Source organism: Ruegeria sp. CF3, from assembly GCF_056537365.1.
The window spans coordinates 1,005,036-1,028,141 of record NZ_JBQFRK010000001.1 but is presented as its reverse complement, the minus strand read 5'-3'; the positions used below and the strand labels follow the sequence as shown (position 1 = coordinate 1,028,141).

At 53.9% G+C, this 23,106-nt stretch carries 19 protein-coding genes and 1 pseudogene; 14 read left to right on the top strand and 6 right to left on the bottom strand.

The genetic code is table 11. From position 1 onward, the window contains the following. Positions 1–9 precede the first annotated feature (9 nt). The 7 genes from ACR0KC_RS05180 to ACR0KC_RS05150 all read left to right on the top strand — a co-directional run bounded on the left by ACR0KC_RS05180 (position 10) and on the right by ACR0KC_RS05150 (position 8,714). Positions 10–1,632 (top strand): dihydroxyacetone kinase subunit DhaK, encoded by a 1,623-nt coding sequence (locus ACR0KC_RS05180; protein ID WP_480570440.1) that lies wholly within the window; start codon positions 10–12, stop codon positions 1,630–1,632. Positions 1,633–1,639: 7 nt separating this feature from the next. After that, positions 1,640–2,698, top strand: a complete 1,059-nt coding sequence (locus ACR0KC_RS05175) for a LacI family DNA-binding transcriptional regulator (RefSeq protein ID WP_480771562.1) — start codon at positions 1,640–1,642, stop codon at positions 2,696–2,698. Positions 2,699–2,726: 28 nt separating this feature from the next. Next, on the top strand, positions 2,727–3,782 hold the full coding sequence (locus ACR0KC_RS05170) for a sugar phosphate isomerase/epimerase family protein (RefSeq protein WP_480705265.1): 1,056 nt from the start codon (positions 2,727–2,729) through the stop codon (positions 3,780–3,782). After that, positions 3,782–4,936: a Gfo/Idh/MocA family protein gene (locus tag ACR0KC_RS05165; protein WP_170403456.1), complete on the top strand. Its 1,155-nt coding sequence runs from the start codon at positions 3,782–3,784 to the stop codon at positions 4,934–4,936. The genes ACR0KC_RS05170 and ACR0KC_RS05165 overlap by 1 nt, the downstream gene beginning before the upstream one ends. Positions 4,937–5,012: 76 nt before the next feature. Continuing rightward, positions 5,013–6,470 (top strand): xylulokinase, encoded by a 1,458-nt coding sequence (gene xylB, locus ACR0KC_RS05160; protein WP_480771561.1) that lies wholly within the window; start codon positions 5,013–5,015, stop codon positions 6,468–6,470. Between the two features lie 8 nt (positions 6,471–6,478). Next, positions 6,479–7,426: an aldose epimerase family protein gene (locus tag ACR0KC_RS05155; protein WP_170511823.1), complete on the top strand. Its 948-nt coding sequence runs from the start codon at positions 6,479–6,481 to the stop codon at positions 7,424–7,426. Beyond that, positions 7,416–8,714, top strand: coding sequence for a cytochrome-c peroxidase (locus ACR0KC_RS05150; RefSeq protein WP_480771560.1), 1,299 nt, complete (start codon positions 7,416–7,418; stop codon positions 8,712–8,714). The genes ACR0KC_RS05155 and ACR0KC_RS05150 overlap by 11 nt, the downstream gene beginning before the upstream one ends. On the opposite strand, the gene ACR0KC_RS05145 is transcribed toward ACR0KC_RS05150, so the two are convergent. Together ACR0KC_RS05145 and ACR0KC_RS05140 are read right to left on the bottom strand one after the other, a co-directional pair. Continuing rightward, positions 8,715–10,223: a CRTAC1 family protein gene (locus tag ACR0KC_RS05145; RefSeq protein WP_480771559.1), complete on the bottom strand. Its 1,509-nt coding sequence runs from the start codon at positions 10,221–10,223 to the stop codon at positions 8,715–8,717. After that, on the bottom strand, positions 10,213–11,430 hold the full coding sequence (locus ACR0KC_RS05140; RefSeq protein ID WP_480705261.1) for an ROK family protein: 1,218 nt from the start codon (positions 11,428–11,430) through the stop codon (positions 10,213–10,215). The genes ACR0KC_RS05145 and ACR0KC_RS05140 overlap by 11 nt, the downstream gene beginning before the upstream one ends. Before the next feature lie 151 nt (positions 11,431–11,581). On the opposite strand from ACR0KC_RS05140, the gene xylF reads away from it, so the two are divergent. The 5 genes and pseudogenes from xylF to ACR0KC_RS05115 all read left to right on the top strand — a co-directional run. Then, on the top strand, positions 11,582–12,601 hold the full coding sequence (xylF, locus tag ACR0KC_RS05135) for a D-xylose ABC transporter substrate-binding protein (RefSeq protein WP_480705259.1): 1,020 nt from the start codon (positions 11,582–11,584) through the stop codon (positions 12,599–12,601). 60 nt (positions 12,602–12,661) lie between these two features. After that, the gene (locus tag ACR0KC_RS05130) at positions 12,662–13,960 is read left to right on the top strand and encodes a sugar ABC transporter permease (protein ID WP_480561306.1); all 1,299 of its coding nucleotides are present in this window, start codon (positions 12,662–12,664) and stop codon (positions 13,958–13,960) included. Then, a complete protein-coding gene (locus ACR0KC_RS05125; RefSeq protein WP_170403439.1) occupies positions 13,960–14,763 on the top strand; it encodes an ATP-binding cassette domain-containing protein in 804 nt (267 codons plus the stop codon). Before ACR0KC_RS05130 ends, ACR0KC_RS05125 begins: the two co-directional genes overlap by 1 nt. A gap of 9 nt (positions 14,764–14,772) precedes the next feature. Then, complete coding sequence (gene xylA / locus ACR0KC_RS05120) at positions 14,773–16,080, top strand: xylose isomerase (RefSeq protein ID WP_480771558.1); 1,308 nt, start codon at positions 14,773–14,775, stop codon at positions 16,078–16,080. Positions 16,081–16,181: 101 nt separating this feature from the next. Next, positions 16,182–16,522 (top strand): annotated as a pseudogene (locus ACR0KC_RS05115) (DDE-type integrase/transposase/recombinase); the annotation flags it as partial. Positions 16,523–16,645: 123 nt separating this feature from the next. On the opposite strand, the gene ACR0KC_RS05110 reads toward ACR0KC_RS05115, so the two are convergent. The 4 genes from ACR0KC_RS05110 to ACR0KC_RS05095 form a co-directional block, all read right to left on the bottom strand. Beyond that, on the bottom strand, positions 16,646–17,668 hold the full coding sequence (locus tag ACR0KC_RS05110) for an adenylate/guanylate cyclase domain-containing protein (RefSeq protein WP_170396212.1): 1,023 nt from the start codon (positions 17,666–17,668) through the stop codon (positions 16,646–16,648). Positions 17,669–17,671: 3 nt separating this feature from the next. Next, positions 17,672–18,031, bottom strand: coding sequence for a group I truncated hemoglobin (locus ACR0KC_RS05105; RefSeq protein ID WP_170396214.1), 360 nt, complete (start codon positions 18,029–18,031; stop codon positions 17,672–17,674). 117 nt (positions 18,032–18,148) lie between these two features. Continuing rightward, entirely contained in the window at positions 18,149–18,979 is an 831-nt protein-coding gene (locus ACR0KC_RS05100) for a class I SAM-dependent methyltransferase (RefSeq protein ID WP_480771557.1), read from the bottom strand. 64 nt (positions 18,980–19,043) lie between these two features. After that, complete coding sequence (locus tag ACR0KC_RS05095; RefSeq protein WP_480771556.1) at positions 19,044–19,856, bottom strand: alpha/beta fold hydrolase; 813 nt, start codon at positions 19,854–19,856, stop codon at positions 19,044–19,046. A gap of 287 nt (positions 19,857–20,143) precedes the next feature. Between ACR0KC_RS05095 and ACR0KC_RS05090 the strand changes: the two genes are divergently transcribed. Together ACR0KC_RS05090 and ACR0KC_RS05085 are read left to right on the top strand one after the other, a co-directional pair. Further along, positions 20,144–22,375 carry an ATP-binding protein gene (locus ACR0KC_RS05090; protein WP_480771555.1) on the top strand — a complete coding sequence of 744 codons (2,232 nt, stop codon included), beginning with the start codon at positions 20,144–20,146 and terminating at the stop codon, positions 22,373–22,375. Beyond that, positions 22,368–23,081 carry a response regulator gene (locus ACR0KC_RS05085; RefSeq protein WP_170396223.1) on the top strand — a complete coding sequence of 238 codons (714 nt, stop codon included), beginning with the start codon at positions 22,368–22,370 and terminating at the stop codon, positions 23,079–23,081. Before ACR0KC_RS05090 ends, ACR0KC_RS05085 begins: the two co-directional genes overlap by 8 nt. Positions 23,082–23,106 lie beyond the last annotated feature (25 nt).

The window sequence follows — 23,106 nt, the reverse complement described above, 5'->3', positions numbered from 1 at the left end:
AGCAAAAGCATGGCCCAGTTCCTCAACACCAAAGAAACCCTTGTAACAGAGGCGATTGACGGTCTTTTGGCCGCTTCTGGCGGCGCATTGACCCGATTGGACGGCTACCCGCATATCAAGGTGGTTTACCGCTCTGATTGGGACAAATCCAAGGTGGCATTGGTGTCTGGTGGCGGGTCTGGTCACGAACCTGCTCATGCTGGGTTTGTCGGGGCTGGCATGCTGACTGCGGCTGTGTGTGGAGAGGTGTTTGCATCGCCTTCAGTTGAGGCGGTTCTTGCGGGCATTCTGGCCGTGACCGGTGAGGCGGGGTGTTTGCTAATTGTGAAAAATTACACTGGTGATCGGTTGAACTTTGGGCTTGCGGCAGAACGCGCCCGCGCCTTGGGGCGCAAGGTTGAGATGGTGGTAGTCGATGATGACATCGCCTTGCCGGATCTGCCGCAGCCGCGTGGTGTGGCCGGGACCTTGTTCGTACACAAAATTGCAGGCGCGCTTGCGGAAGATGGCGCTGACCTGGACACAGTGACCAAGGCTGCAAAAAGCGTCATCGGTAAAGTGGTCAGTATCGGGATGAGCCTCGATACCTGTACCGTTCCGGGATCTCCGAAAGAGGACAGGATTGCACCGGGCAAAGCCGAGTTGGGCTTGGGAATCCATGGCGAACCGGGTGTTGAGCAGGTGGATTTTGCCAACGCGGTCACGGCTATGTCCACCGTCGTAGGAAAGTTAAAACAACGGATTAGCTCGGGGGAATGTGTTGCGTTGGTTAACAACCTCGGGTCTACAACCCCACTGGAAATGTCCGTGTTGACGCACGCGTTATCCGAAACAGGGATGGCGCGTCACATTATCGGTCCTTCGCCAATGATGACATCTCTGGACATGCACGGATTCTCTGTTTCTGTCTTGCCCGTGAGCGAAGGCGAACTGTCGGCGCTTGAAGCTCCGGTAGCTCTCGTGGCATGGCCAGGCGTCAATTCTATTGATCCAATTCAAGTCGCGCCTTTGCCTGATGGCTTGACACCGATTGATCCTATTCCATCCAACAATCCTGCGACGAAGGAAACGATCACGCGATTGTCCGAATTGATGATAAATGCTGAGAAGGACCTGAATGAGTTAGATGCCAAGTCCGGCGATGGAGATACCGGCAGCACATTGGCAACTGCGGCCAGGGCTCTGCAGGGTAGTCTGGACCGAATGCCACTTGCGGATCTGACGCAACTTTTTCCGGCTTTGGGCAACGAACTCAGCCAAACAATGGGTGGTTCTTCAGGGGTCATTCTTGCCATCTTTTTCAATGCAGCAGGAGACGCCTGCGCCAGTGGCGCATCGATCCCGAAGTCTTTGGTGGAAGGTTTGAACCGCGTCAGCCAGGTTGGGGGCGCGAAGGTCGGCGACAGGACAATGATCGACGCGTTGGCACCCGCTTTGGACGCTCTGCCTTTGGGATTGGTCCAAGCTGCACATGCAGCGCGCGAAGGCGCGGACAGCACTGCAAATATTCACCGTGCCAAGGCCGGTCGGGCCGCTTATGTTCCCGAGGAAAACCTGATGGGAAACAACGACCCTGGCGCTGAAGCCGTCGCCTTGCTGTTCGAGGGGTTGGCGCAGGAGATTAAAGGCTGAACGACACGTGAAAGAGCAAAAACACAAACTAGAATTGGTGAACAAACCAACTGTGAATGACATTGCGCGTGTTGCGGGTGTCAGTCTGGCAACCGTTGATCGTGTCCTGAACAGACGGCCGGGCGTTCGTGCAGTGACTGTACAAAAGGTTCAACAGGCAATTAATGAGCTTGGCTATGTCCGCGACACCGCTGCAGCCAACCTTGCGAGAAAGCGTGTCTATAACTTCTTGTTTGTGCTGCCCGATAGCGACAACGAGTTTGTCGAAGCGCTTAGCAAGCAAATCGTAGAACAGTCGCGCGATCAGTTCATCGAGCGGACTCGTATGAAAATCCAACGTGTCGCTCCATTTGATCCCCAGGAAATTGTCGAAATCCTAGACGCCTTGGACATTCGGGAAGTCGATGGCGTCGCTGTCTTCGGTCCGGAAACACCGTCGGTACGTGATGCAGTGAAACGGGTCCGGGACAAAGGCGTTCCAGTCGTCGCGTTGGTGTCCGACCTCCCCAGCTCGGAGCGCGACCACTTCGTCGGAGTTGACAACGTGTCGGCTGGTCGGACTGCGGCACAGTTGATGGGGCGCTTTGTGCATCGCAAGGGAAAGTTGTTGGTCTTGACAGGCTCGCGCTTGGCACGGGATCATTTGGAACGACGGCAGGGTTTCGATCTGGTGATTGCCGAAGATTTTCCGCATCTCGAAGTTGTGGCGTCGGTCGAAGGTCGCGATGACCCTGAGCTGATTTACAAGATGATGCCCGAGATTTTTGAGACCTATCCAGATCTTGTCGGTATCTATTCTTCCGCTGCTGGCAACGCCGGTTTGATCCAGTTTCTGTCCGACAGCAAAATCAGCAAAGATCTGGTGATCATAGCCCATGAACTCACGCCGCTCAGCCGTGACGCACTAAGCCGTGGAACATTTGATGCGTTAATCTCGCAGGATTCAGGTCACTTGGTCCGATCCGCGGTCCGTCTGTTGCGCGCAACATCAGACAAGGTTCCGTTCAACAAGGCACAAGAACGTATTCGCATCGATATCTATCTGAAGGAAAATTTACCGCAATAGAGGCATCGGTTTTTGGGGAGGAGACATTATGGAAACGATCAAAGGCCCGGCGTTGTTTCTGGCACAGTTCGCCGGAGATGAAGCGCCTTTCAACTCGTGGGACACCATTACCAAATGGGCGGCGGATTGTGGGTACAGAGGCGTTCAGGTGCCCAGTTGGGACGGCCGGTTGTTTGATCTTGAAACCGCTGCCTCAAGCACGGATTACTGCGATGAATTCAAGGGCAAGGCCAAAGAGAACGGCGTCGAAGTGACGGAGTTGTCCACGCATCTTCAGGGCCAACTTGTTGCCGTGCATCCCACATACGACGCAGCATTCGACGGCTTCGCCGCCGAAAGCGTCAGGGGAAACCCAAAAGCCCGGCAGGAGTGGGCCGTTGATCAGGTTAAGAAGGCGCTGTCAGCTTCCAAAAATTTAGGGATATCAGCGCACGCGACATTCTCTGGCGCGCTCGCATGGCCTTATGTTTACCCTTGGCCGCAACGTCCTGCTGGCCTTATCGAAACAGCATTTGATGAGCTTGCCAGCCGTTGGGTCCCGATCCTGGATCACGCAGAAGATTGTGGAGTCGATGTTTGTTATGAAATCCATCCAGGCGAGGATCTGCATGATGGCGTGACCTATGAGATGTTCCTCGAACGGGCGGGCAATCATGCTCGGGCTTGTATGCTATACGACCCGTCGCATTACGTTCTGCAGTGTCTCGACTACCTGGATAATATCGACATCTACAAAGACCGAATCCGGATGTTCCATGTCAAAGACGCCGAGTTCAACCCGACCGGTCGGCAGGGCGTCTATTCTGGTTATCAAAGCTGGGTTAACCGGGCAGGGCGTTTCCGCTCGCTTGGTGATGGTCAGGTCGACTTTGGGGCCGTTTTTTCGAAGATGGCTGCAAACGATTTTGACGGCTGGGCCGTGGTCGAGTGGGAGTGCTGCTTGAAACACCCAGAAGACGGAGCGCGCGAAGGTGCGCAATTCGTTTCTGACCACATTATCCGTGTCACAGAGAAAGCATTCGACGACTTTGCGGATGGCGGCAGCGATATGGCGGCCAATCGAAAAATGCTGGGGATAGACTGATGGTAACTGGACGCAGTGAAGTAAAATCAGGCCGCATTCGCCTTGGCATGGTTGGTGGCGGCACTGATGCTTTCATAGGAGGTGTGCATCGAATTGCGGCGCGCTTGGATGACAAGTTCGAGTTGGTCGCAGGTGCCTTGTCTTCAACGCCAGAAAAATCTCGAGAAAGCGGAGAAGCGTTGGGGCTCGAACGGGTCTATGACGACTTTAAGCAGATGGCGATCAGAGAAGCGCGTTTGAAATCGGGGATCGAAGCAGTCTCGATCGTCACGCCTAATCACGTTCATTACGCCGCAGCGCGAGAGTTCTTGAAGCGCGGTATTCACGTGATTTGCGACAAGCCCCTCACTTCGACCCTTGCGGATGCCAAGAAGCTCGTGAAGGCGGCGGAGAGTTCAGGCGCGCTGTTCATTCTAACCCATAACTACACCGGTTATCCAATGGTCAGGCAGGCGCGTGAGATGGTCGCCAACGGAGAGATTGGCAATATCCGCGTGGTTCAGGTTGAATATCCGCAGGACTGGTTGACCGAGCAGCAAGACTTTAAGCAAGCCGAATGGCGAACCGATCCTGAGCGTTCCGGAGCAGGGGGATCGACGGGTGACATCGGAACCCACGCCTACAATATCGCCTGCTTTGTGACAGGCTTGAAGGCGGAAAGCCTTGCGGCTGACTTGCAGGCCTTTGTGCCGGGGCGCAGGGTCGACGATAACGCACATGTCCTGCTGCGGTTCGACGGTGGCGCGCGCGGGATGCTGTGGTCGTCCCAAGTTGCCCCCGGCAACGAAAACGCACTGCGATTGCGTGTCTATGGTGAAAAAGGTGGGATCGAGTGGGCGCAGGAAGATCCAAACTATCTTTGGTTTACGCCCTATGGTGAGCCAAAACGACTGATCACCCGCAATGGGGCCGGAGCCGGGGACGCCGCCAACCGTCTGAGCAGAGTGCCTCCGGGCCATCCGGAAGGGTATCTGGAAGGTTTTGCAAATGTCTATAGTGAAGCTGCGGACGCCATAACAGCGTTTCGAAGTGGCAATTCAGCTGATCCATCGGTGATCTATCCCACTGTTCAGGATGGATTGAATGGTGTCAGGTTCGTTGCAGCTTGCGTGCAAAGTTCTGCAAGAAATGCGGCTTGGGTAAAGTTGGAGTAGCGCGACAGTCACCTTGACACTGCGTCTTCCATGATTAATTTTATCAACTAAAATAAAACTCAAAGGATGGCGCCGAATGTATCTTGGATTGGATTTGGGAACGTCGGGTCTCAGAGGCATTCTGATCGATGAATCCGGTCTCGTCGTCAGCGACGCAGAAGCTGGCATTTCTACATCGACGCCAAAACCCGGCTGGTCCGAGCAAAATCCGTCAGATTGGATTAGCGCTTGCTTAGAAGTCGTCGCGAATCTCCGTGCGGACAACGAACCGGCATTCGCAAAACTTCGCGGCATTGGTCTGAGCGGACACATGCATGGTGCCACTTTATTGGATGCCAGTGGAAGGGTTCTTAGGCCCTGCATTCTATGGAATGATACACGCTCGGCGGACGAGGCAAGTACACTCGACCAGATTCCACAGATGCGCACCATATCAGGAAACATCGTTTTTCCTGGCTTCACGGCCCCGAAACTGGAATGGGTGCGATCGCACGAGCCCGAGGTGTTCTCAAAAACAGCCAAGGTTCTATTGCCTAAAGACTATCTGCGGTTTTGGCTGACGGGTGAGTACATATCGGACATGTCAGACAGTGCCGGCACATCATGGTTGGACGTAGACAATCGTCAATGGTCGGAAACGGCTTTGGGTTTGGGTCACATGCATGCCTCGCAGATGCCGCGTCTTGTCGAAGGGAACGAACCGGCTGGTGAGTTGAAAACTGAGCTGCGGCGGGCGTGGGGGCTTTCCAATCCTGTCGTTGTGGCAGGTGGCGCAGGTGACAATGCGGCCGCCGCGTGTGGCATCGGGAGCATTCGGGACGGCGCGGGTTTTGTATCTTTGGGAACGTCCGGAGTTCTTCTTGTTGCTCGGGATGCATATGCTCCGGCACCTGAAACTGCAGTACACTGCTTTTGCCACGCTGTTCCCGAAATGTGGATACAAATGGGGGTCATACTCTCGGCAACAAACAGTATGAATTGGTTGTCTCGCAATCTAAGTCAATCTGTGGAAAAACTGGCGTCGATGGTACCCGACAGTATAACCGGACCCTCCTCGATTGCGTTCCTACCGTATCTTTCAGGCGAGCGAACGCCGCATAACAACAGCCGTATCCGAGCAGCTTTCTTAGGCGTAGATGTCGCGTCGGGCCCCGCTGAACTGACACAATCTGTGATGGAAGGCGTTGCCTTCGCGATGCGTGACTGTCTTGAAGCCTTAAAAAGCACAGGAACCGTACCGACCAACTTGATGGCTGTTGGAGGAGGCGCACGATCCAGGTTCTGGTTGGAAACAATGGCGACCGTTTTGCAAGTGCCGTTGGGCTTGCCAAAAGGCAGTGATTTCGGAGCGGCGATGGGCGCAGCGCGCCTCGCTATCTGCGCGGCCAACAACGCAAACCTTGGGGACATCATGACACCACCCAAAATTCAGGAAGTTATCGATCCACGTAACGATCTGGCCGAACACTATGAAAGGGAATATGGGCGATATCGACAGTATTACATGGCGCTGGCGCCCTTGGCGGCAGGATGACGCCTGCAATGGAATATTCTTCTCGGGTCGAGACGGTTATGCTGACCGATGGCGATATGCGGGCATCGGTACTGAACTACGGGGCAATCACTCAAAGTTGGTGGTTCAAGGATATACCGCTTATTTTGGGGTTTGATGATCCAATCAAGTACTTACTCGATACAAGTTATGTGGGCGCAGTTGTAGGTCGTGTTGCGAACCGGATCGGCGGCGCGCGGTTCGAGTTGGCAGGCACACGTTTTGGGCTTAGCGCCAATGAGGGTAAGAATACTCTGCATGGCGGGGCTGAGGGGCTTTCCAAACAATTCTGGAACCTTAGACAGACCGCACCGAACGAAGTGGTATTGCACTACCTTTCACACGACGGGGAAAGCGGTTTTCCTGCGAATGTCCGGTTCGAGGTCAGCGTCACGCTGCGGTACCCACGGTTGACCTATATATTAAAAGGTTATCCTGACCGTCCTACGCCGATCAGCCTAACGCAGCATAACTATTATTCGTTGGGCAGCTCTAAAGGTGTCGACGCACACAAGCTGGAACTGGCTTCTGTCCGCTACTTGGAACTAGACGAACAAGGAGTTCCGTCCGGTGCGATGTGTTCGACCAAGAACGGCGAACTTGATTTCTCTGCGCCCAGATCGATCGGGCATGTTCCAAAGGCCATCGACCACTATTTCTGCTTTGACCTGAATCGCGATCCAACTGGTCCGGTCGCGAAGTTCACCGCACCGTCCGGTCTTTCTCTGACTGCTTATTCTGACCAACCCGGAGTACAGGTCTATTCGGGTGCCCAATTGGCGAAGCCGCTAAGCGGTTCGGCTGGTTTGTGCATCGAACCCTCCGGATATCCGAATGCGCCCAACATATCCTCGTTTCCTTCGATCATATGCACCTACGAGAAACCGTACAGGCAGGTGCTCACGCTCGAGATTTCGGAAGATGGCAATGAGAGCTAGGTTAGTCATTTCCACCATTGGCTTTTTGATTGCCGGCAATGGCGCCAACGCTCAGGAGCTTGGGCCACCTCCAACTTTCCTAGAACCTGATTTCGACCGCGTTGAACTAGGACAGTTGCTATTCTACGACCCGATTTTGTCCGGCAACAAGAACATCAGTTGCGCGACCTGCCATCACCCGAGGTTTGGCACTTCGGACGGCCTTTCGTTAGGAATCGGGGAAGGCGGGATTGGCCTGGCTGCTGAACGCAGGCTGGATCCCCAGAATACGCCGGAGCAACGCATCCCCCGTAATTCACCGGCGCTTTGGAATCTTGGTGCGACAGAGTTTACGACGTTTTTTCATGATGGGCGCCTTGAGGCCGATCCATCACAACCCAACGGGATTAGAACACCTTTGGGGACACATATGCGGTCCGGTTTCCAATCGGCATTAGCGGCGCAGGCGATGTTCCCGGTTCTTTCACCAGACGAAATGGCTGGTCATTACTCGGAAAATGACGTCAGTAAGGCAGTTCGACTCGGGCTTTTGACACAGCAAGGCGGCGCGTGGGATCTGATTGCAGCACGTGTTGCCGCTATCCCAGAATACAAGCAGCGGTTTGAAGCCATTACGCCGGGTGGTGAGATATCTTTCACGGCCATAGCAAATGTGATCGCAGATTTCATCGCGTTCGAATGGCGCGCAGATAACAGTCCTTTTGATCGCGCGATGCGAGGCGAGGGCACACTATCCGAAGACGCCGAACGTGGCATGAACCTGTTTTATGGAGAGGCGGGGTGTAGCGCATGCCACGTGGGATGGTTCCAAACAGATCACAAGTTTCATTCGATCGCCCTTCCGCAAATCGGGCCCGGAAAGGCCGCTCGATTTGAGAACCATGTCAGAGATGATGGTCGTCTTCGCGTCACGGGTAACCCCGAGGACGCGTTTGCCTTTCGTACGCCATCGCTCCGCAATGTGACGCTGACCGCTCCTTACGGGCACAATGGAGCATTTGCACGGCTTGAGGATATCGTACGCCACCATCTGGACTCGGTTTCTTCTTTGCGAAGCTACACTACTGAAATGGCTTATTTGCCAGATTTTCCGGGTTCTGAAGACAAAACTCCGCTGCTGGATCAGCAACATCTAGATGCCATAGCCAAAAGCAATAGTTTACCGAAGGTTGTTCTAACAGATAATGAGGTCGACGCGTTATTGAGCTTTCTGGCAAGTCTTGAAGACCCTGCGCAGAGGTTGGGCGTTCCTGCCTATGTTCCAAGCGGTCTGCCGGTAGATCAATAGTCACCTATGCATTTCAACGATCTGGTTCGGCACGACCTCCTGCCACGCACCGACTTCTCCGTCCGGCCATATTACCCGTAACTGTACTTGAGTTTCAGCCCCCAAGCCGAAATGGTGATAGCCAGCCGTGCCTCCTAAATGTCCGCCGCCAATGGTTATTTCGCGGGTCTGTAAGCCCCGCCTGGTTCGAACCTCGACAAATCCGCCTACCGCTGCCCAATTGAATTTGTCCTGAGTAACTTCTACCAACAGCCAATTGCCACCTGCTGATATATTCTGGTTGACCTCAAGTTTTGATCCACGGTTTACGACCACCAGATCGAGCCGCCCATCGTTGTTCAGATCCGCAAGCGCTGCGCCGCGAGACTTCGCTATCGACGCAACACCAGCCTCTGCCGAAGCTTCGATAAACTGACCTTCCGAATCCTGAACCAAAAGGTTGTTCGGGTCGTTCAGTGCTGCATCGGGCATTTGCTCGACATTGCCTTTGGCGACGAAGATGTCGTCTCTGCCGTCATTGTTGACGTCTCCAAACTGCGCGTGCCAACCGGTCGACGGCCTTCCGTCATTGCCGACATGCGGCCTGTGGGCAGTCGTGCCTTTTTCATAAGTTGCATCGCGCCACGTCGGGCCGCCGGTATCGGGGTCAAAAATTTGGAGTTTTTGGTCACCCATCGAAGTCAAGTAAACCTCAGGAAAGCCGTCTCCGGTCAGATCGCGAGAGGCAATTCCCATGCCCCAGATCGAATAGGGCAGCCATCCGTCTTCGGGCGAATACAATCGGGGCTCTGGCTCCATGGCCCATAGTTGCTCTTGCCCACCGCGAACATAATAGTGGCGGTCGTTGCTGATACGGAGGTCAGCACGTCCGGTTCGCGCCCAGTCTGAAAACAAAATGGAAAGCGAGCAATATCCCGGTTTCAGATGCTGGGGTTGGCCATAACTGTTCCCGTTCGGGCGATAGAGCAGGGTTGGCCCGCAGGATTCAAACGGACCTTCTGGATCGAAGCGATCCACGTAAGTTCCAAACGCCAGAGTCGGCATAGACTGGCCTTCTTCCCAAGTGGCTGAAAACCCTGTGGTCCAGTGATCTTCGGATTGGAACTCGATGTTATCGAAGGGACGGAACTGACAATCCGACTGCCCTTGAAGCAGCACATCTTCGCCAACGCGCAAAATGGCCAGGTCAGTCAAGCCATCGCCGTTAATGTCTAATGGGTAAGCACCGGTTACTCCCGTCAAGAACAGTGGATCCGGCGTTTCAATCCGAAAAGAAATCTCGCCCTGAGAGGTGTTTTTGAACAGCTGAGATCGATTGGATCCGCCCGCGACGAACAATTCGGGAAACGTGTCGCCGTCACAGTCGAAAACTGCTACGCCACCACCCACAAAATGCTCCCAACCGCCGTCGTAGATATGTGCAGGTACATCTATTACTTTGAATTGCGGTTGAGTGCCCGCTTCGGCAGCCGTGGCAAGAAAGAGTAATGCCGCAAGTTCAGGACGCATTCGCCGCAAGCTCCTTCACCTTCAGGATCGAGACTTGTTCGATCCCATAGGCGGCCGCACCTTTGGCCCACATCAGATCACCCCAGTGATGCACTTTGATTTCAGGCAAGGGTGCGTCGACATTCACAACACCATTTCGAATGCGCGTCATAACATCGGCTGAGCAAAGGTGTTCAAAACTCATTTGCGCGCCCGATACAATAATGCACTGGGGATCGAACAGATTAATCAGATTGGATACTCCAAGCCCGAACATCTGTCCTGCACGCGCTAGAACCGAGGCGGCTCTATCATCACCGGAATTGGCGCGAGCGTGGATATCCGAGACCGTTTGCATATTATCGGCGTGACCTGTGACAGTCATTTCCCGGATCAGGGCGTAGTCCCCCACATAGGCTTCCAGACACCCCCGTTGTCCACATTGGCATAATGCGCCATCGAGTTGCACCTTGGTATGCCCAAATTCGGCCCCGCACCCTCTTTCCCCGCGATAAAGTCGGCCGTCCAGAACGATGCCAAGCCCAACACCATGTTCAATCGTGACGACAAGGAAATTCTTCAACCCGTTGCCTAGCCCAGAAAGCTGTTCAGCCTTTGCGACAAGGTTCGCGTCGTTTTCCACGAATGCAGGGCAGGGTAGTTCTTTCGCAAGTAAAGGGCTGAAGTCAATGTTTCTTTCAGTTACCGAGGATGACCAGTGGACAAAGTTCTTTGCCGCATCAATCTGCCCGGCCAATCCGATTGAAACGCCAGCCAAGTGTCCGATTGAAAGACCGACCCGTTGGCACGTATCTTCAAGGGCTTCGCGAATAGTCGATATAAGCTTCGTCGGCGACATTCGGGCGTCTTCAAGCGGGACGTTGTGCGACGTCACCTCGTTGCCTTCAAAATCCACTAAAATGACCGAGATCACCTGACGAGCAATCTTCAGGCCCGCAACAAGGATGGATTGGCCATCCAATTGCAGCAAAACTCTGGGCCGCCCTCTTTTTCCAGACTTTGACTGAGCTTCGCCTTCGGTTTCCTTGATCAGCCCTGCCGAGATCAGATCAGCCGTCGCTGAAGTGATCGTGGCAGGACTGGTCTCCAAGGCGGATGCGATATCAATCCGCGATACGGATCCATTGCTTCTGATCTGTTCCAACACCCGCAGGCGGGTCGCGTTTCGTTGGTCCAAAGAAACTACAGACGCTTTGCTTTTCAGCATCTTGCCCTCGCGAATCTTACCTTTGGTTCAATCTATTTGAATTTTGGTGTGTCTTATAGACTAAATATTTTACCGACTGAAATAAATGTGTTATTTAAAACTGTAAGAGCCGCGAATCGAGTTGAGATGGCTCTGCTTATGGGAGGAAATCATGAAAAAAATTCTCAGCTTTTCAGCTGTAGCCACGCTGCTGGCCTCGACTGCGTTCGCAGAGCCGGTAGTCGGCGTAAGCTGGTCCAACTTTCAGGAAGAGCGCTGGAAGACAGACGAAGCGGCCATCAAGTCGGCACTTGAAGCAGGCGGTGCCGAGTACATTTCGGCAGACGCGCAATCGTCCTCCGCAAAGCAGCTATCGGACATCGAAAGCCTGATCGCCCAGGGTGTGGACGCGCTTATCATCCTAGCGCAGGACGCGCAGGCCATTGGTCCCGCGGTTCAGGCCGCGGCGGACGAAGGTATTCCTGTGATAGCCTATGACCGTCTGATCGAGGACGACCGAGCATTTTATCTGACCTTCGACAACGTGGAAGTCGGCAGAATGCAGGCTCGGGCTGTCTTTGAGGCCATGCCCAAAGGCAACTACGTGATGATCAAAGGCTCTCCTACTGATCCGAACGCAGATTTCCTGCGCGGGGGTCAGCAAGAGATCATCGGAGCAGCCATCGACAGCGGTGACATCGTGATCGTTGGTGAAGCCTACACAGATGGTTGGTTGCCCGCGAACGCGCAGCGGAACATGGAACAAATCCTGACCGCGAACGAGAACAACGTGGATGCAGTCGTTGCGTCGAATGACGGTACTGCAGGCGGTGTTGTTGCGGCCCTAACAGCACAGGGTATGGAAGGCATTCCGGTGTCAGGTCAGGATGGCGACCACGCAGCGTTGAACCGCGTTGCGCTGGGCACTCAAACCGTTTCGGTATGGAAGGACGCTCGTGAACTCGGAAAGGCCGCTGGCGAAATCGCAGTCGCACTGAGCGGAGGGACAAGCCCTGCTGACGTCGAAGGCGCAGTGAGCTGGACATCCCCTGGTGGCACCGAGATGAACTCGGTCTTCCTCGCGCCCGTTCCGATCACCAAGGACAACCTATCCGTTGTTGTGGACGCTGGATGGATCCCATTGGAAGATCTGTGTCAGGGCGTTGAAAACGGACCTGCTCCCTGCAACTAAACTTCAAAGTCCCTGGCCCCGTCTGGGCCGGGGACTATTGCTGAATATGAAAGATCGGAAATGACCGAAACTTCGTCTCAGCCGGTACCTGAAAAAGCGAAACCCAGCCTGTTCCAGCAACTGGAACTGGATATGCGGCTTTTGGGAATGATCGGCGCGTTTGTCATCCTGTGCATCGGGTTCAACATCTTCACAGATGGAAGGTTCCTGACGCCGCGCAATCTATTCAACCTGTCCATTCAGACGGTTTCGGTCGCCATTATGGCATGCGGGATGGTATTTATTATCGTCACGCGGCACATCGACTTGTCGGTTGGTGCACTGCTGGCAACAACCTCGGCCGTGATGGCGATGACGCAAACCGAGCTTTTGCCGCAAGTACTTGGTATGGGTCTGAACAATCCTGCAACCTGGGCGATCACCATTGTCGTCGGGTTGTTTGTCGGCACGCTGATTGGTGCGTTTCATGGCTGGATGGTCGGATACCTGACGATACCAGCCTTCATCGTCACGCTTGGTGGATTTCTGGTTTGGAGAAACGTGGCGTGGTATTTGACCAGCGGTCAGACGATTGGTCCTCTGGATAGTACATTCCTGATGTTTGGCGGGACCAACGGGACATTGGGAACGACGACAAGCTGGCTGTTCGGCTTGTTTGCTACCGCAATCGCGATCTGGGCTTTGTGGAGCAGTCGTCGCGCAAAGGCGGCACATGGATTCCCCGTCAAACCTGTCTGGGCCGAAGCCACTTTGGCCGGGATAATCGCAATCGCCATCCTTGGGTACGTTTACATCGTAAACAGCTACGCCATACCGACGCGCCGACTGCAACGTATGTTCGAAGCACGCGGAGAGACAATGCCAGAGGGGCTAGTTGTAGGATACGGCATACCGATTTCTGTACTCATCCTAATCATCGTGGCTGTCACGCTGACAATTGTGGCGCGAAAAACCCGGTTTGGTCGGTACATCTTTGCCACTGGCGGCAACCCGGATGCGGCAGAGCTTTCGGGTATCAACACTCGGCTGCTGACCGTGAAAATCTTTGCTTTGATAGGTTTCTTGTGCGCGGTGTCCGCGGTGGTCGCCTCGGCTCGCTTGGCGAACCACTCGAACGACATTGGTACGCTCGACGAACTTCGGGTCATAGCAGCTGCAGTGATCGGAGGAACCGCATTGTCGGGCGGCATCGGCACCATCTATGGCGCGATCCTGGGTGCATTGATCATGCAGGCGCTGCAATCGGGCATGGCAATGGTTGGCGTTGACGCGCCGTTTCAGAACATCGTCGTCGGCAGCGTCCTCGTGTTGGCCGTCTATATCGACATCGTTTACCGCAAGCGACTGGGGGCAAAGTGATGCAAGCTCAGGATACGCAGAAAAAACCTTCTGGCACTGGGCGCGGTTCAGGCGCGCCGCCATTAGTCGAGATGCGCGACATCTCGATTTCCTTCGGTGGGATCAAGGCCGTCGACCATGTGTCGGTCGATCTCTATCCGGGTGAAGTCGTTGGCCTGCTTGGCCACAACGGGGCCGGAAAGTCCACGTTGATCAAGGTATTGTCCGGCGCCTATCAGATGGACCACGGCGAGATTCTGATCGATGGCAAGCCGGTCGAGATTGGCAATCCCCGTGACGCCCGGGCGAACAATATCGAAACGATATATCAGACGCTCGCCTTGGCCGACAATCTGGACGCGACCTCGAACCTTTTTCTTGGGCGCGAGATGACGACGCCGTTTGGGTTGGTCAACGACGCAGCCATGGAGGCCGAGTGCCGAAAGATCATGGCGCAGCTCAACCCAAACTTTCAGAAGTTCAATGACCCGGTCTCCGCCTTATCGGGTGGGCAAAGACAGTCAGTGGCGATCGCGCGCGCGGTCTATTTCAACGCCCGTATCCTGATCATGGATGAACCCACAGCAGCGCTTGGGCCGCATGAAACTCAGATGGTGGCGGATCTGATCCACCAGCTAAAGGCGCAAGGCATCGGGATATTTCTGATCGATCACGACGTGCATGCCGTCATGGAACTGTGCGACCGCGCATCGGTCATGAAGAACGGAAAACTGGTTGGGACGGTCGATATCTCAGACGTGACTGACGACGATCTTTTGTCGATGATCATTCTCGGCAAGCAGCCAGCACAAAAAGCAGAGTAGGGGGCAGAAATGCCAAGTGGATTTTTTGAAGGGATCGAGAAGGTCCAGTTTGAAGGCGTGGACAGCAAGAACCCGTTGGCCTTTCGTCACTACGACCCGGATGAAATCATTATGGGCAAGCGTATGGAGGACCATCTGCGGTTTGCTGTGGCCTGGTGGCATTCATTCGCGTGGGAGGGCGGAGACCCCTTTGGTGGACCTACGTTCGAACGCCCATGGTATCCTCAGGACGATATGGACCGGGCCCGTCAGAAGGCAGATATTGCGTTCGAATTGTTTGAGCTTTTGGGGCAGCCATTCTTTTGCTGGCACGACGCTGACATCCGGCCCGAACAGGGAAATTTTGTCGATAACCTGCGCACATTGGAAGATATCACCGATTATATCGGTGAAAAGATGCAGGTGTCTGGCACCAAGCTGCTTTGGGGCACGGCCAATATGTTCAGCCATCGTCGCTGGATGTCTGGTGCCAGTACCAATCCTGATCCCGACGTTTTTGCGTTTGCAGCTGCGACAGTGAAATCCTGCATGGATGCGACCCATAAGCTCGGCGGAGAAAACTACGTTCTATGGGGTGGCCGAGAAGGCTATGAAACCCTGTTGAACACGGATTTGAAAACCGAGTTGGACCACATGGGCCGTTTCTTGAACATGGTCGTTGAATACAAACACAAGATTGGGTTCAAAGGAACTATTCTCGTGGAGCCCAAGCCTCAGGAGCCGTCCAAACACCAATACGACTACGACGCCGCGACTTGTATTGGGTTTCTCAGGAAGTACGGGTTGGAGGACGAGGTCAAGTTGAACCTCGAGCAGGGGCATGCGATCCTGGCCGGACACAGTTTCGAGCATGAAATTGCGGTCGCCGCTGCCGAAGGGATGCTTGGCTCGATCGACATGAACCGAAACGATTACCAATCCGGATGGGATACGGACCAGTTCCCGAATAACACGCCAGAGGTTGCTTTGGCATATTACTACATCCTGAAAGCTGGTGGCTTTACAACTGGGGGCACAAATTTTGACGCCAAAATTCGTCGGCAATCGCTTGATGCAAAAGATCTTGTTGCAGCCCATGTCGGCGGAATGGATATTTGTGCACGGGGCTTGAAAGCTGCGGCTGCTATGGTTGAAGACGGTGGCTTGGAGGACGCGCTGACGGAACGGTATTCCGGTTGGAACACTCCGGAAGCAGTTTCTATGTTGGGTAGCAGTCTGGAAGAGATTTCTGCCCGGGTTCTACAGGAAAATACCAACCCGAAACCACAATCTGGGCGTCAGGAGATTCTGGAGAATTATGTGAACAGGTTTGTGTGACCAAGGAAAACTGCAATCGGGGAACTGTCAAAAGAATCTTGTCAGAAGAACTTTGCTTGGGCGGGGTAAGGGTGTTGCGTAGCTTTCGCCCATGACCAGACCTGCATCTTTCAATTACTATAATAACCGGTTCTGAGATCATCCGCTTGACCGTGATGCTGTACATCCGATTTCCGATCTCACTTCGGAATGCCGTAGATCTGTTGCACGAGCGAGGCATCGACCTGAGTCACGAAACCTACTGCTACAGTTGGAACAGGTTCGGTCCGATGTTTGCCTCTGAGATCCGAAGAAAGCGGATGCAACAACTGCGCGCACTCTCGATATGGAAGTGGCACGCCGACGAGATTTTGTGAAGGTGAATGGTAAGAGACATTGCCTCTGGCGGGTTGTTGATCACGAAGGTGAGGTGCTGGAAACCGTTGTCACCAAATGCCGAAACGAGTAGCCGCTTATTTCGGGATCAAGATCAGTGGTTTTGGGACTGGGTAAACAGCCTACTGTATTCAATGCAGTGATCAGTCACCATTTGGTGCGAACAAAGGATTACAGCGGGCATTGACGCTCAGCTATCGTCGGACAAGCGCCAGATGTCTTGCTCTCCAAACCCACGGATTGTTCGCGCGCCGACATTCTCAAGGTCAAACTGATCTTTGAGGACCTGCGCGACTTCGTCCTGGACTGAAATCTGCATCGGGTCAGAGAATTCCTGAAGTCTGGAGGCCAGATTCACAGCCGGACCAAAGATATCGTACACATACTTCTGGATGCCAACGACCGACCCGACGACCGATCCCGTGGCCAGTCCAATTCTGCACCGCCACTGATGCGGATGGCTCAGGTTTCGGCGGGTCAAATAGCGTACGAAACGAATGGCTGTGTTTGCAATTGCCTTGGCGTGATCCGGAGTCGGATCGGGCAGGCCTGCGACGGTGATATATGCGTCTCCAATCGTCTTGATCCGTTCGCAACCGAATTGCTCACCTATGCGATCGAACGCGCTGTAGATATCATTCAGTTCGGTGACCGTGACGCTTGGGTCCTGCGAGGCGACCATATCCGTGAACCCCACGAAATCGAGCATCAGGACGGAGACGGGATCATAGAGTTGTGGCGTGACCACGCCGAAAGTCTTGTACTCTTCGTAGACCGACCGGGGCATCAGATTTAGCAGCAGTTTTTCAACCTGCTCCTTTTCCCGCTTCAACTCGCGGGTGTTCCGTTCCACCATCATCGAATAGGAGTCGATCATGGACTCCAGCTCTTTGATGCGGGTGATGTTCTGACATACCAGAACCAGCACATCGTCATGCGCGACCGTGAAATCGAGTGCGATCACCAGTGTGCGGCGTTTCTTTTTGAACGTGATTTCTGATGTATGTCGCCCGGTGCCGGACAGGCTTGTTTGCACTGTGTCGATATCCAGATCAGGAAAGAGCTGCTGCAATTGGTCTGAAGGGCCATCGGCACTGAACCACTCGTCAAACGTATCATTGCGGAACCCAAACTTCAGCGATTGACGGTCCAGTAGGGCAACGCCCACACCAATCGCGCGAAGGAGCTGTTCATTGATGGCTTCGATGGTCATGATTTATCCAACAATCAAGGGGCGACGTTTACTGAATTCCGCGACAACGATATCGATGTCCTCGGCATCCACGCCGTGTCTTTGCAAAGCGTCACGGAGCACGACCTCCAATTCGTCGAAATGGTCATCGGTAATTTCGAGATGAGAGTGTAACTGGCGCAGTTGATTGTCGGTGTAGGAGGCCGGACCACCAAGGAGCGACGCTATGAACTTGGTCTGATGGTCGACCATGCGGCTCATATCCACGTTGTCGAAGAAGGGTCCAACCTCGTCATTGTCCAGCAGGATGTCATAGAACGAGAACACGATCTTGCTGATCTGTGAAAACCCACCGTATTTTTCATAAAGTGTGCGCTCGGCCATAACAAAATCCCCCTTAAACAAACTAATACCAAGAAAATGGTGGATCGACTACACCGGGTAATCTTCATCGTTCTTTGACGGTTGGGTCAAAGAACGATGAGCCAGTGATTCACGATCTCAGCCACGCTGCATGACAATTTCAGCGTACTCGGATGAGATGCAAAGTGTGTCATTGCCTGAGATATCGAACTTCTCGATCAGGGCCATGATATCGCGCTGCAGCGCCTCTTGTCCCGGTGCGTCCAGTGCATCGAAGGCCTTTTGCATCGGACCATAGAAAGTCCGAAAATACTCTAGGAAGTGTTCGGCTGAACGGTAGCGGAACATGAAGTTCTTGCGTCGGAACGAAACGATGGTGCTGTGCGATCCGAAGGAATCTTCAATCCAGTCCCGGCTGCCCCACAAAGCCGGAGAGCTTACGCCAGCAGGTGGAGGCACATGTTTACCGATTGTTTTGAACAGAAGGCCGATGAAGCTGTCCGGCGTCCAGTTGGCCAGACCAATCTTGCCGCCGCTTTTGACGACCCGTTGCAGCTCTGCTGCTGATTGTTGTTGGTTCGGTGTGAACATCACGCCGAACGTCGAAACCACCGCGTCGCAGGATTGATCATCGAAAGGCAGGTTTTCGGCGTCGGCAACCTTGTAGGTCACGAACAGACCTTCCGCTTTGGCGCGCTGGCTGCTGGCGTCCAGCAGGGCTTCTACATAGTCGGTCGATGTAACATCACAAAAGCGCCGGGCGAAGGCCAGCGTGGCATTACCATTCCCGGCGGCGATATCCAGTACCTTGGAACCGGGCATCAGATCCATGCTTTCAGCCAGTTCTTCACCCGTAATTTGAAGGGTGACACCCACTTTGCTGTAGTCGCCGGAGCCCCAGGCGACGTTTTGCTTTGCTTTGATTGCCGCAAAGTCTGTGGTGGCGTTGATCGATGTTTGAATACCCATGATATTGCTCCTTTTTGATGTGGCAGTGGTTTGATGAAGGCCGCATTGCTAAATGCGGCCCCGGTCAGGCAGCTTGACGTTCTGGCCAGCTGACAGTTTCAACGGGCCGCTCCACATTGGCCACGTGTTCGAAAATCCTTGCGTTGATCCATTCGGGCTGGAAGACCGGCGCCATATGGCCCAGCTCGGGCAGCAACGCGATCCGCGCATTGGGCAAAGCCTTCGCGATCTCGACCGAGACGTGCTGCGCAATCTCAGGTGACTCCAAACCAGTCATTACCAACGTCGGTATTTCAAGCTTGGACAGGTCCTTCAGTTGCCAGGTTTCAGCAAAACCTTTTGCAAAATCAGACATGACTGATGGGATCATCCCAATGAACCGGTCCTGGGCCTGCGCGGGCAGCGAGTTCCAAAACCCCTTCTCGTTCCAGAAATCCAAAAAGTGATGCATACCAGCAGCGGCATCGCCATCCGCTGCTGCGGCGCTCACCACACCCGCGAGAAGCTGGATTTGCCCGAACAGTTTCTTGCTGGCATCATTGCCAGCCTGCAGAAAATGAAAGGCTGCAGGCTCATATACCGTCAGGCTTTTGACAAGATCAGGACGCATCAACGCGACCTTGATGGCGACGCCTCCGCCGTTGGAATGCCCAACCAGATGCACGGGGCGTCCCAGCGCTTCGATTTCGCGGATTACCGGTATGGCAGAAAACGCCGCACCGTTTTGAGAGTTATCTCCAGTCAACGGGCTACGACCGTACCCGGGAAGATCAACAGCGTGAACACTAAAGCGACCTTCCAGATCCGCCGCCAGTTGGATCCATTGCCCACTATTGGACGCCGAAGAATGCAACGCAAAAATAGGTGCGTTAATCATTTCAGTAGTTCTAAAAGAAATAGTCATCGTTCTTACCCAATCGCACTTAAGATGGGCAATAACTGACCTTTCTATGTTTCATTGTGATGTCTGGAAGCGGTGCCAAGTGTTTCAGTTGTTGCTCTGTGAAGCAGGTCACACAACTTGCTATCTGGCTCAAAAACAAACAGGTTTATCGGCCTGTACTTGGCTGAGTTGGCACCTATTGAAACAATTGAAACACGCGATGCTGATTTTGAAATGGCATTGAAACAATGGTATCCTAAAAATTCAGGATGACGATGGGCATGGCGAACGAATTTGAAGAAATCGAGAAGGCGCGGGACCTTCTTCGTGATGCGATCGAATCTCTCAAAGAAGGGTTCGCCCTCTATGATGATGATCGCCGCCTTGTCCTGTTCAATCAACGATATGCCGAGATGAACAAGGGGGTTGCCGACCTGCTGCAACCCGGACTGGACTGGGAAATCCTGATGCGCGAGACGGCGCGCCGGGGAATTTACGCCGAAGCCATCGGCAATGAACAGCAGTGGGTTTCGGACCGGTTGGCTAATGGGGTCGAGTTCATCCAAGACTTTGAGCTGATGGAAACGGATGGGCGCACCTATCTGGTTTCTGTTCATCCCACCAAGTTCGGCGGATTTGTCGTCACGCGTGAGGATATCACCGAACGCAAACAAGCCGAGGTCGAAGAGCGCGACGGGGATCTATTGATCCGAAAGGTGCTGGATGCCAGTTCTGCTATCGTAACTATGGCGCGGATTGGTGATGGTCAGATACTGTATCGCACGCCTGCTGCGCTGCAGATGTTCGGACCTTCCAAATCTGCAAAACAGCATTATCAAAAGCCGGAAGAGCGCGCGGATTTTGTAACCCAGCTTTTGGCCGATGGTCGTGTCGATGACTACAAGCTCGACTTGATTAATGCGGCTGGCAAAACCTTCCCTGCGTCGATTTCGTCTCAATTGATCGATTACAAAGGCGAAGAAGTCATCGTGACCAGCGTGATCGATCTAACCGTCCAGAAAGAGGCTGATGCCTTGATCCGTCAGGTCATGGAGGCTTATCCAGCAGCCATCAACATGACGCATGCCGACACCGGCGAGGTGCTGTTTGCTACGCCCGAGATAAAGGCGCTGTTTGGTGATGCAGAAAGTTCGAAATCCTACTATGCGGATCCGAATGAGCGCGAACGGTACCTGAAAGACCTCCGGCAAGCGGGGGCGCTTAAGGATCGGCGTATGGAGTTCGTCGATGCAAGCGGACGAAAGTTCTGGGGGGCGGATTCTTCACGGCTGATCGAGTTCAATGGTGAAGAAGTAATCGTTTCCAATACCCGCGATCTGACCGATGAATTGGCCATTGAGGCTGAGCTTGAAAAGCAACGAGAGCTGCTGTTCCAGAACGAAAAGATGTCTGCGCTTGGCGAACTACTCGCCGGTGTGGCGCATGAGCTTAACAATCCATTGTCGGTTGTTGTGGGTCATTCGTTGATGTTGAAGGAAGAAATTTCCGACCCCGATCTCGGTGTCAGGATTGAAAAAATCGGCAATGCTGCAGAACGCTGCGCGAAGATTGTAAAGACCTTTCTGGCGATGGCGCGTCAGCAGCCCAGCAAGATCGAGCAGGTTGATGTTCCCAGCCTGATCGAAACAGCTGCGGATGTCGCCGGGTACGGTAGCTCATCAGGTGAAATTCGCATTGAGCAAAGTGTGCCAGCAGACCTGCCTGCAGTTGCCGGGGATGCGGACCAGCTTACGCAAGTCGTCTTGAATCTTATCATCAATGCCGAGCAGGCCATGACCGCATCCGGCATCGGCGACCAGATCATGCTGTCTGCCGAGGTCAAGCCTGCCATCGGAATGGTTGAGATCACGGTTCAGGACAATGGCCCCGGTATCCCCAAAGCCATACGCGCACGTATCTTCGAGCCGTTCTTCACCACAAAAGAAGTGGGTGACGGCACCGGGATTGGGCTTGCTTTCTGTCACCGGATCATTCTGTCCCATGGCGGTCAGATCAGGCTTGATCAGGCCGCAGTGTCCGGCACCTGCTTCCGGATAACTCTGCCCGTCGCAAAGATGCAAAATGATGTGGCTGAAGAAAAACCCGAACCCGCCGCGAATTTTGCCAAGCACCGTGCATTGGTCGTGGATGATGAGGTCGAAGTGGGTGAGATCAATGCCGAGATACTGCGGAAGGACGGCTTTCACGTTGATTTCGTTACCTCAGGGGAAGAGGCGCTCAGGCAACTGCAGTCCGCCAACTACGATGTATTCCTAAGTGATATGAACATGCCCGGTGTTGACGGACGCAAGATTTATGAGGCGCTGGTGGCGCGTTTTCCGAAAATGCTGACCCGGACAGCATACATCACCGGGGACACCATGGGTGAAAGCTCATTGGGACTGCTGAAGGAATCCGGTCTGCCCTATCTGGAAAAACCCGTCTCGCCTTCGGAACTGAGAATACTTGTCGGAAAGCTGCTCGCCGATCAGAAGGATCAAACTGATGAATGACCAGAAAACCCATATCCTGGTTTGCGATGACGAGATCGACGTGCGCGAGATGCTTCAGGAATATCTGAGCAAACGCGGGTACGAGGTTTCTGCAGCCGCTGGCGGAGAAGAGCTCCGGTCTGTCATCTCCTCTCGTGCTGTTGATGTCATGATCATGGATATCAATATGCCAAAGGAAGACGGTCTTTCGATCCTCAGATCGCTTCGTCCTGAAAACACGACGCCCGTGATCATGTTGACTGCAGCAGGCGATGTAGTGGACCGGATCATCGGGCTTGAGATGGGGGCAGATGACTATCTTGGAAAGCCGGTTGATCTTCGGGAACTGGAAGCGCGGATCAAGGCCCTATTACGCCGAGGGGCCATAAACGAAAGTCTGCCCGCAGATGCCTCCGAAGGCAATTTGGCCCTTTTTGGCGACTACACGCTGGATAAAGAGGCAGCCAAACTTCTTGCGCCGGATGGATCCGAGGTCCCGCTAACGGCGATGGAGTATAGTCTGCTCAAGGTGTTTGCTGAAAACAAAGGGCGTGTTTTGAACCGTGATCAGTTGCTAGAACAAGCGCACGACCGGTCCTGGGATCCGTTCGATCGCAGCATTGATATCAGAATATCCAGACTGCGCCGGAAGCTTGAAACCAACCCGGAAAAGCCGGAAATCATCAGAACCGTGCGGGGTATAGGTTATGTCTATGATCCCAAATAGGGTTTGCCGTTCCGGACGAACACAT

What these genes read in the sequence shown, in the direction of transcription:
- ACR0KC_RS05105 (WP_170396214.1), bottom strand. Translation starts at nt 18,031, where the DNA reads ATGGCCGAGCGCACACTTTATGAAAAATACGGTGGGTTTTCACAGATC.
- xylA (WP_480771558.1), top strand. Translation starts at nt 14,773, where the DNA reads ATGCCAAGTGGATTTTTTGAAGGGATCGAGAAGGTCCAGTTTGAAGGC.
- ACR0KC_RS05150 (WP_480771560.1), top strand. Translation starts at nt 7,416, where the DNA reads ATGAGAGCTAGGTTAGTCATTTCCACCATTGGCTTTTTGATTGCCGGC.
- ACR0KC_RS05100 (WP_480771557.1), bottom strand. Translation starts at nt 18,979, where the DNA reads ATGGGTATTCAAACATCGATCAACGCCACCACAGACTTTGCGGCAATC.
- ACR0KC_RS05180 (WP_480570440.1), top strand. Translation starts at nt 10, where the DNA reads ATGGCCCAGTTCCTCAACACCAAAGAAACCCTTGTAACAGAGGCGATT.
- xylF (WP_480705259.1), top strand. Translation starts at nt 11,582, where the DNA reads ATGAAAAAAATTCTCAGCTTTTCAGCTGTAGCCACGCTGCTGGCCTCG.
- ACR0KC_RS05145 (WP_480771559.1), bottom strand. Translation starts at nt 10,223, where the DNA reads ATGCGTCCTGAACTTGCGGCATTACTCTTTCTTGCCACGGCTGCCGAA.
- ACR0KC_RS05155 (WP_170511823.1), top strand. Translation starts at nt 6,479, where the DNA reads ATGGAATATTCTTCTCGGGTCGAGACGGTTATGCTGACCGATGGCGAT.
- ACR0KC_RS05095 (WP_480771556.1), bottom strand. Translation starts at nt 19,856, where the DNA reads ATGATTAACGCACCTATTTTTGCGTTGCATTCTTCGGCGTCCAATAGT.
- xylB (WP_480771561.1), top strand. Translation starts at nt 5,013, where the DNA reads ATGTATCTTGGATTGGATTTGGGAACGTCGGGTCTCAGAGGCATTCTG.
- ACR0KC_RS05110 (WP_170396212.1), bottom strand. Translation starts at nt 17,668, where the DNA reads ATGACCATCGAAGCCATCAATGAACAGCTCCTTCGCGCGATTGGTGTG.
- ACR0KC_RS05170 (WP_480705265.1), top strand. Translation starts at nt 2,727, where the DNA reads ATGGAAACGATCAAAGGCCCGGCGTTGTTTCTGGCACAGTTCGCCGGA.
- ACR0KC_RS05125 (WP_170403439.1), top strand. Translation starts at nt 13,960, where the DNA reads ATGCAAGCTCAGGATACGCAGAAAAAACCTTCTGGCACTGGGCGCGGT.
- ACR0KC_RS05085 (WP_170396223.1), top strand. Translation starts at nt 22,368, where the DNA reads ATGAATGACCAGAAAACCCATATCCTGGTTTGCGATGACGAGATCGAC.
- ACR0KC_RS05165 (WP_170403456.1), top strand. Translation starts at nt 3,782, where the DNA reads ATGGTAACTGGACGCAGTGAAGTAAAATCAGGCCGCATTCGCCTTGGC.
- ACR0KC_RS05140 (WP_480705261.1), bottom strand. Translation starts at nt 11,430, where the DNA reads ATGCTGAAAAGCAAAGCGTCTGTAGTTTCTTTGGACCAACGAAACGCG.
- ACR0KC_RS05090 (WP_480771555.1), top strand. Translation starts at nt 20,144, where the DNA reads ATGGCGAACGAATTTGAAGAAATCGAGAAGGCGCGGGACCTTCTTCGT.
- ACR0KC_RS05130 (WP_480561306.1), top strand. Translation starts at nt 12,662, where the DNA reads ATGACCGAAACTTCGTCTCAGCCGGTACCTGAAAAAGCGAAACCCAGC.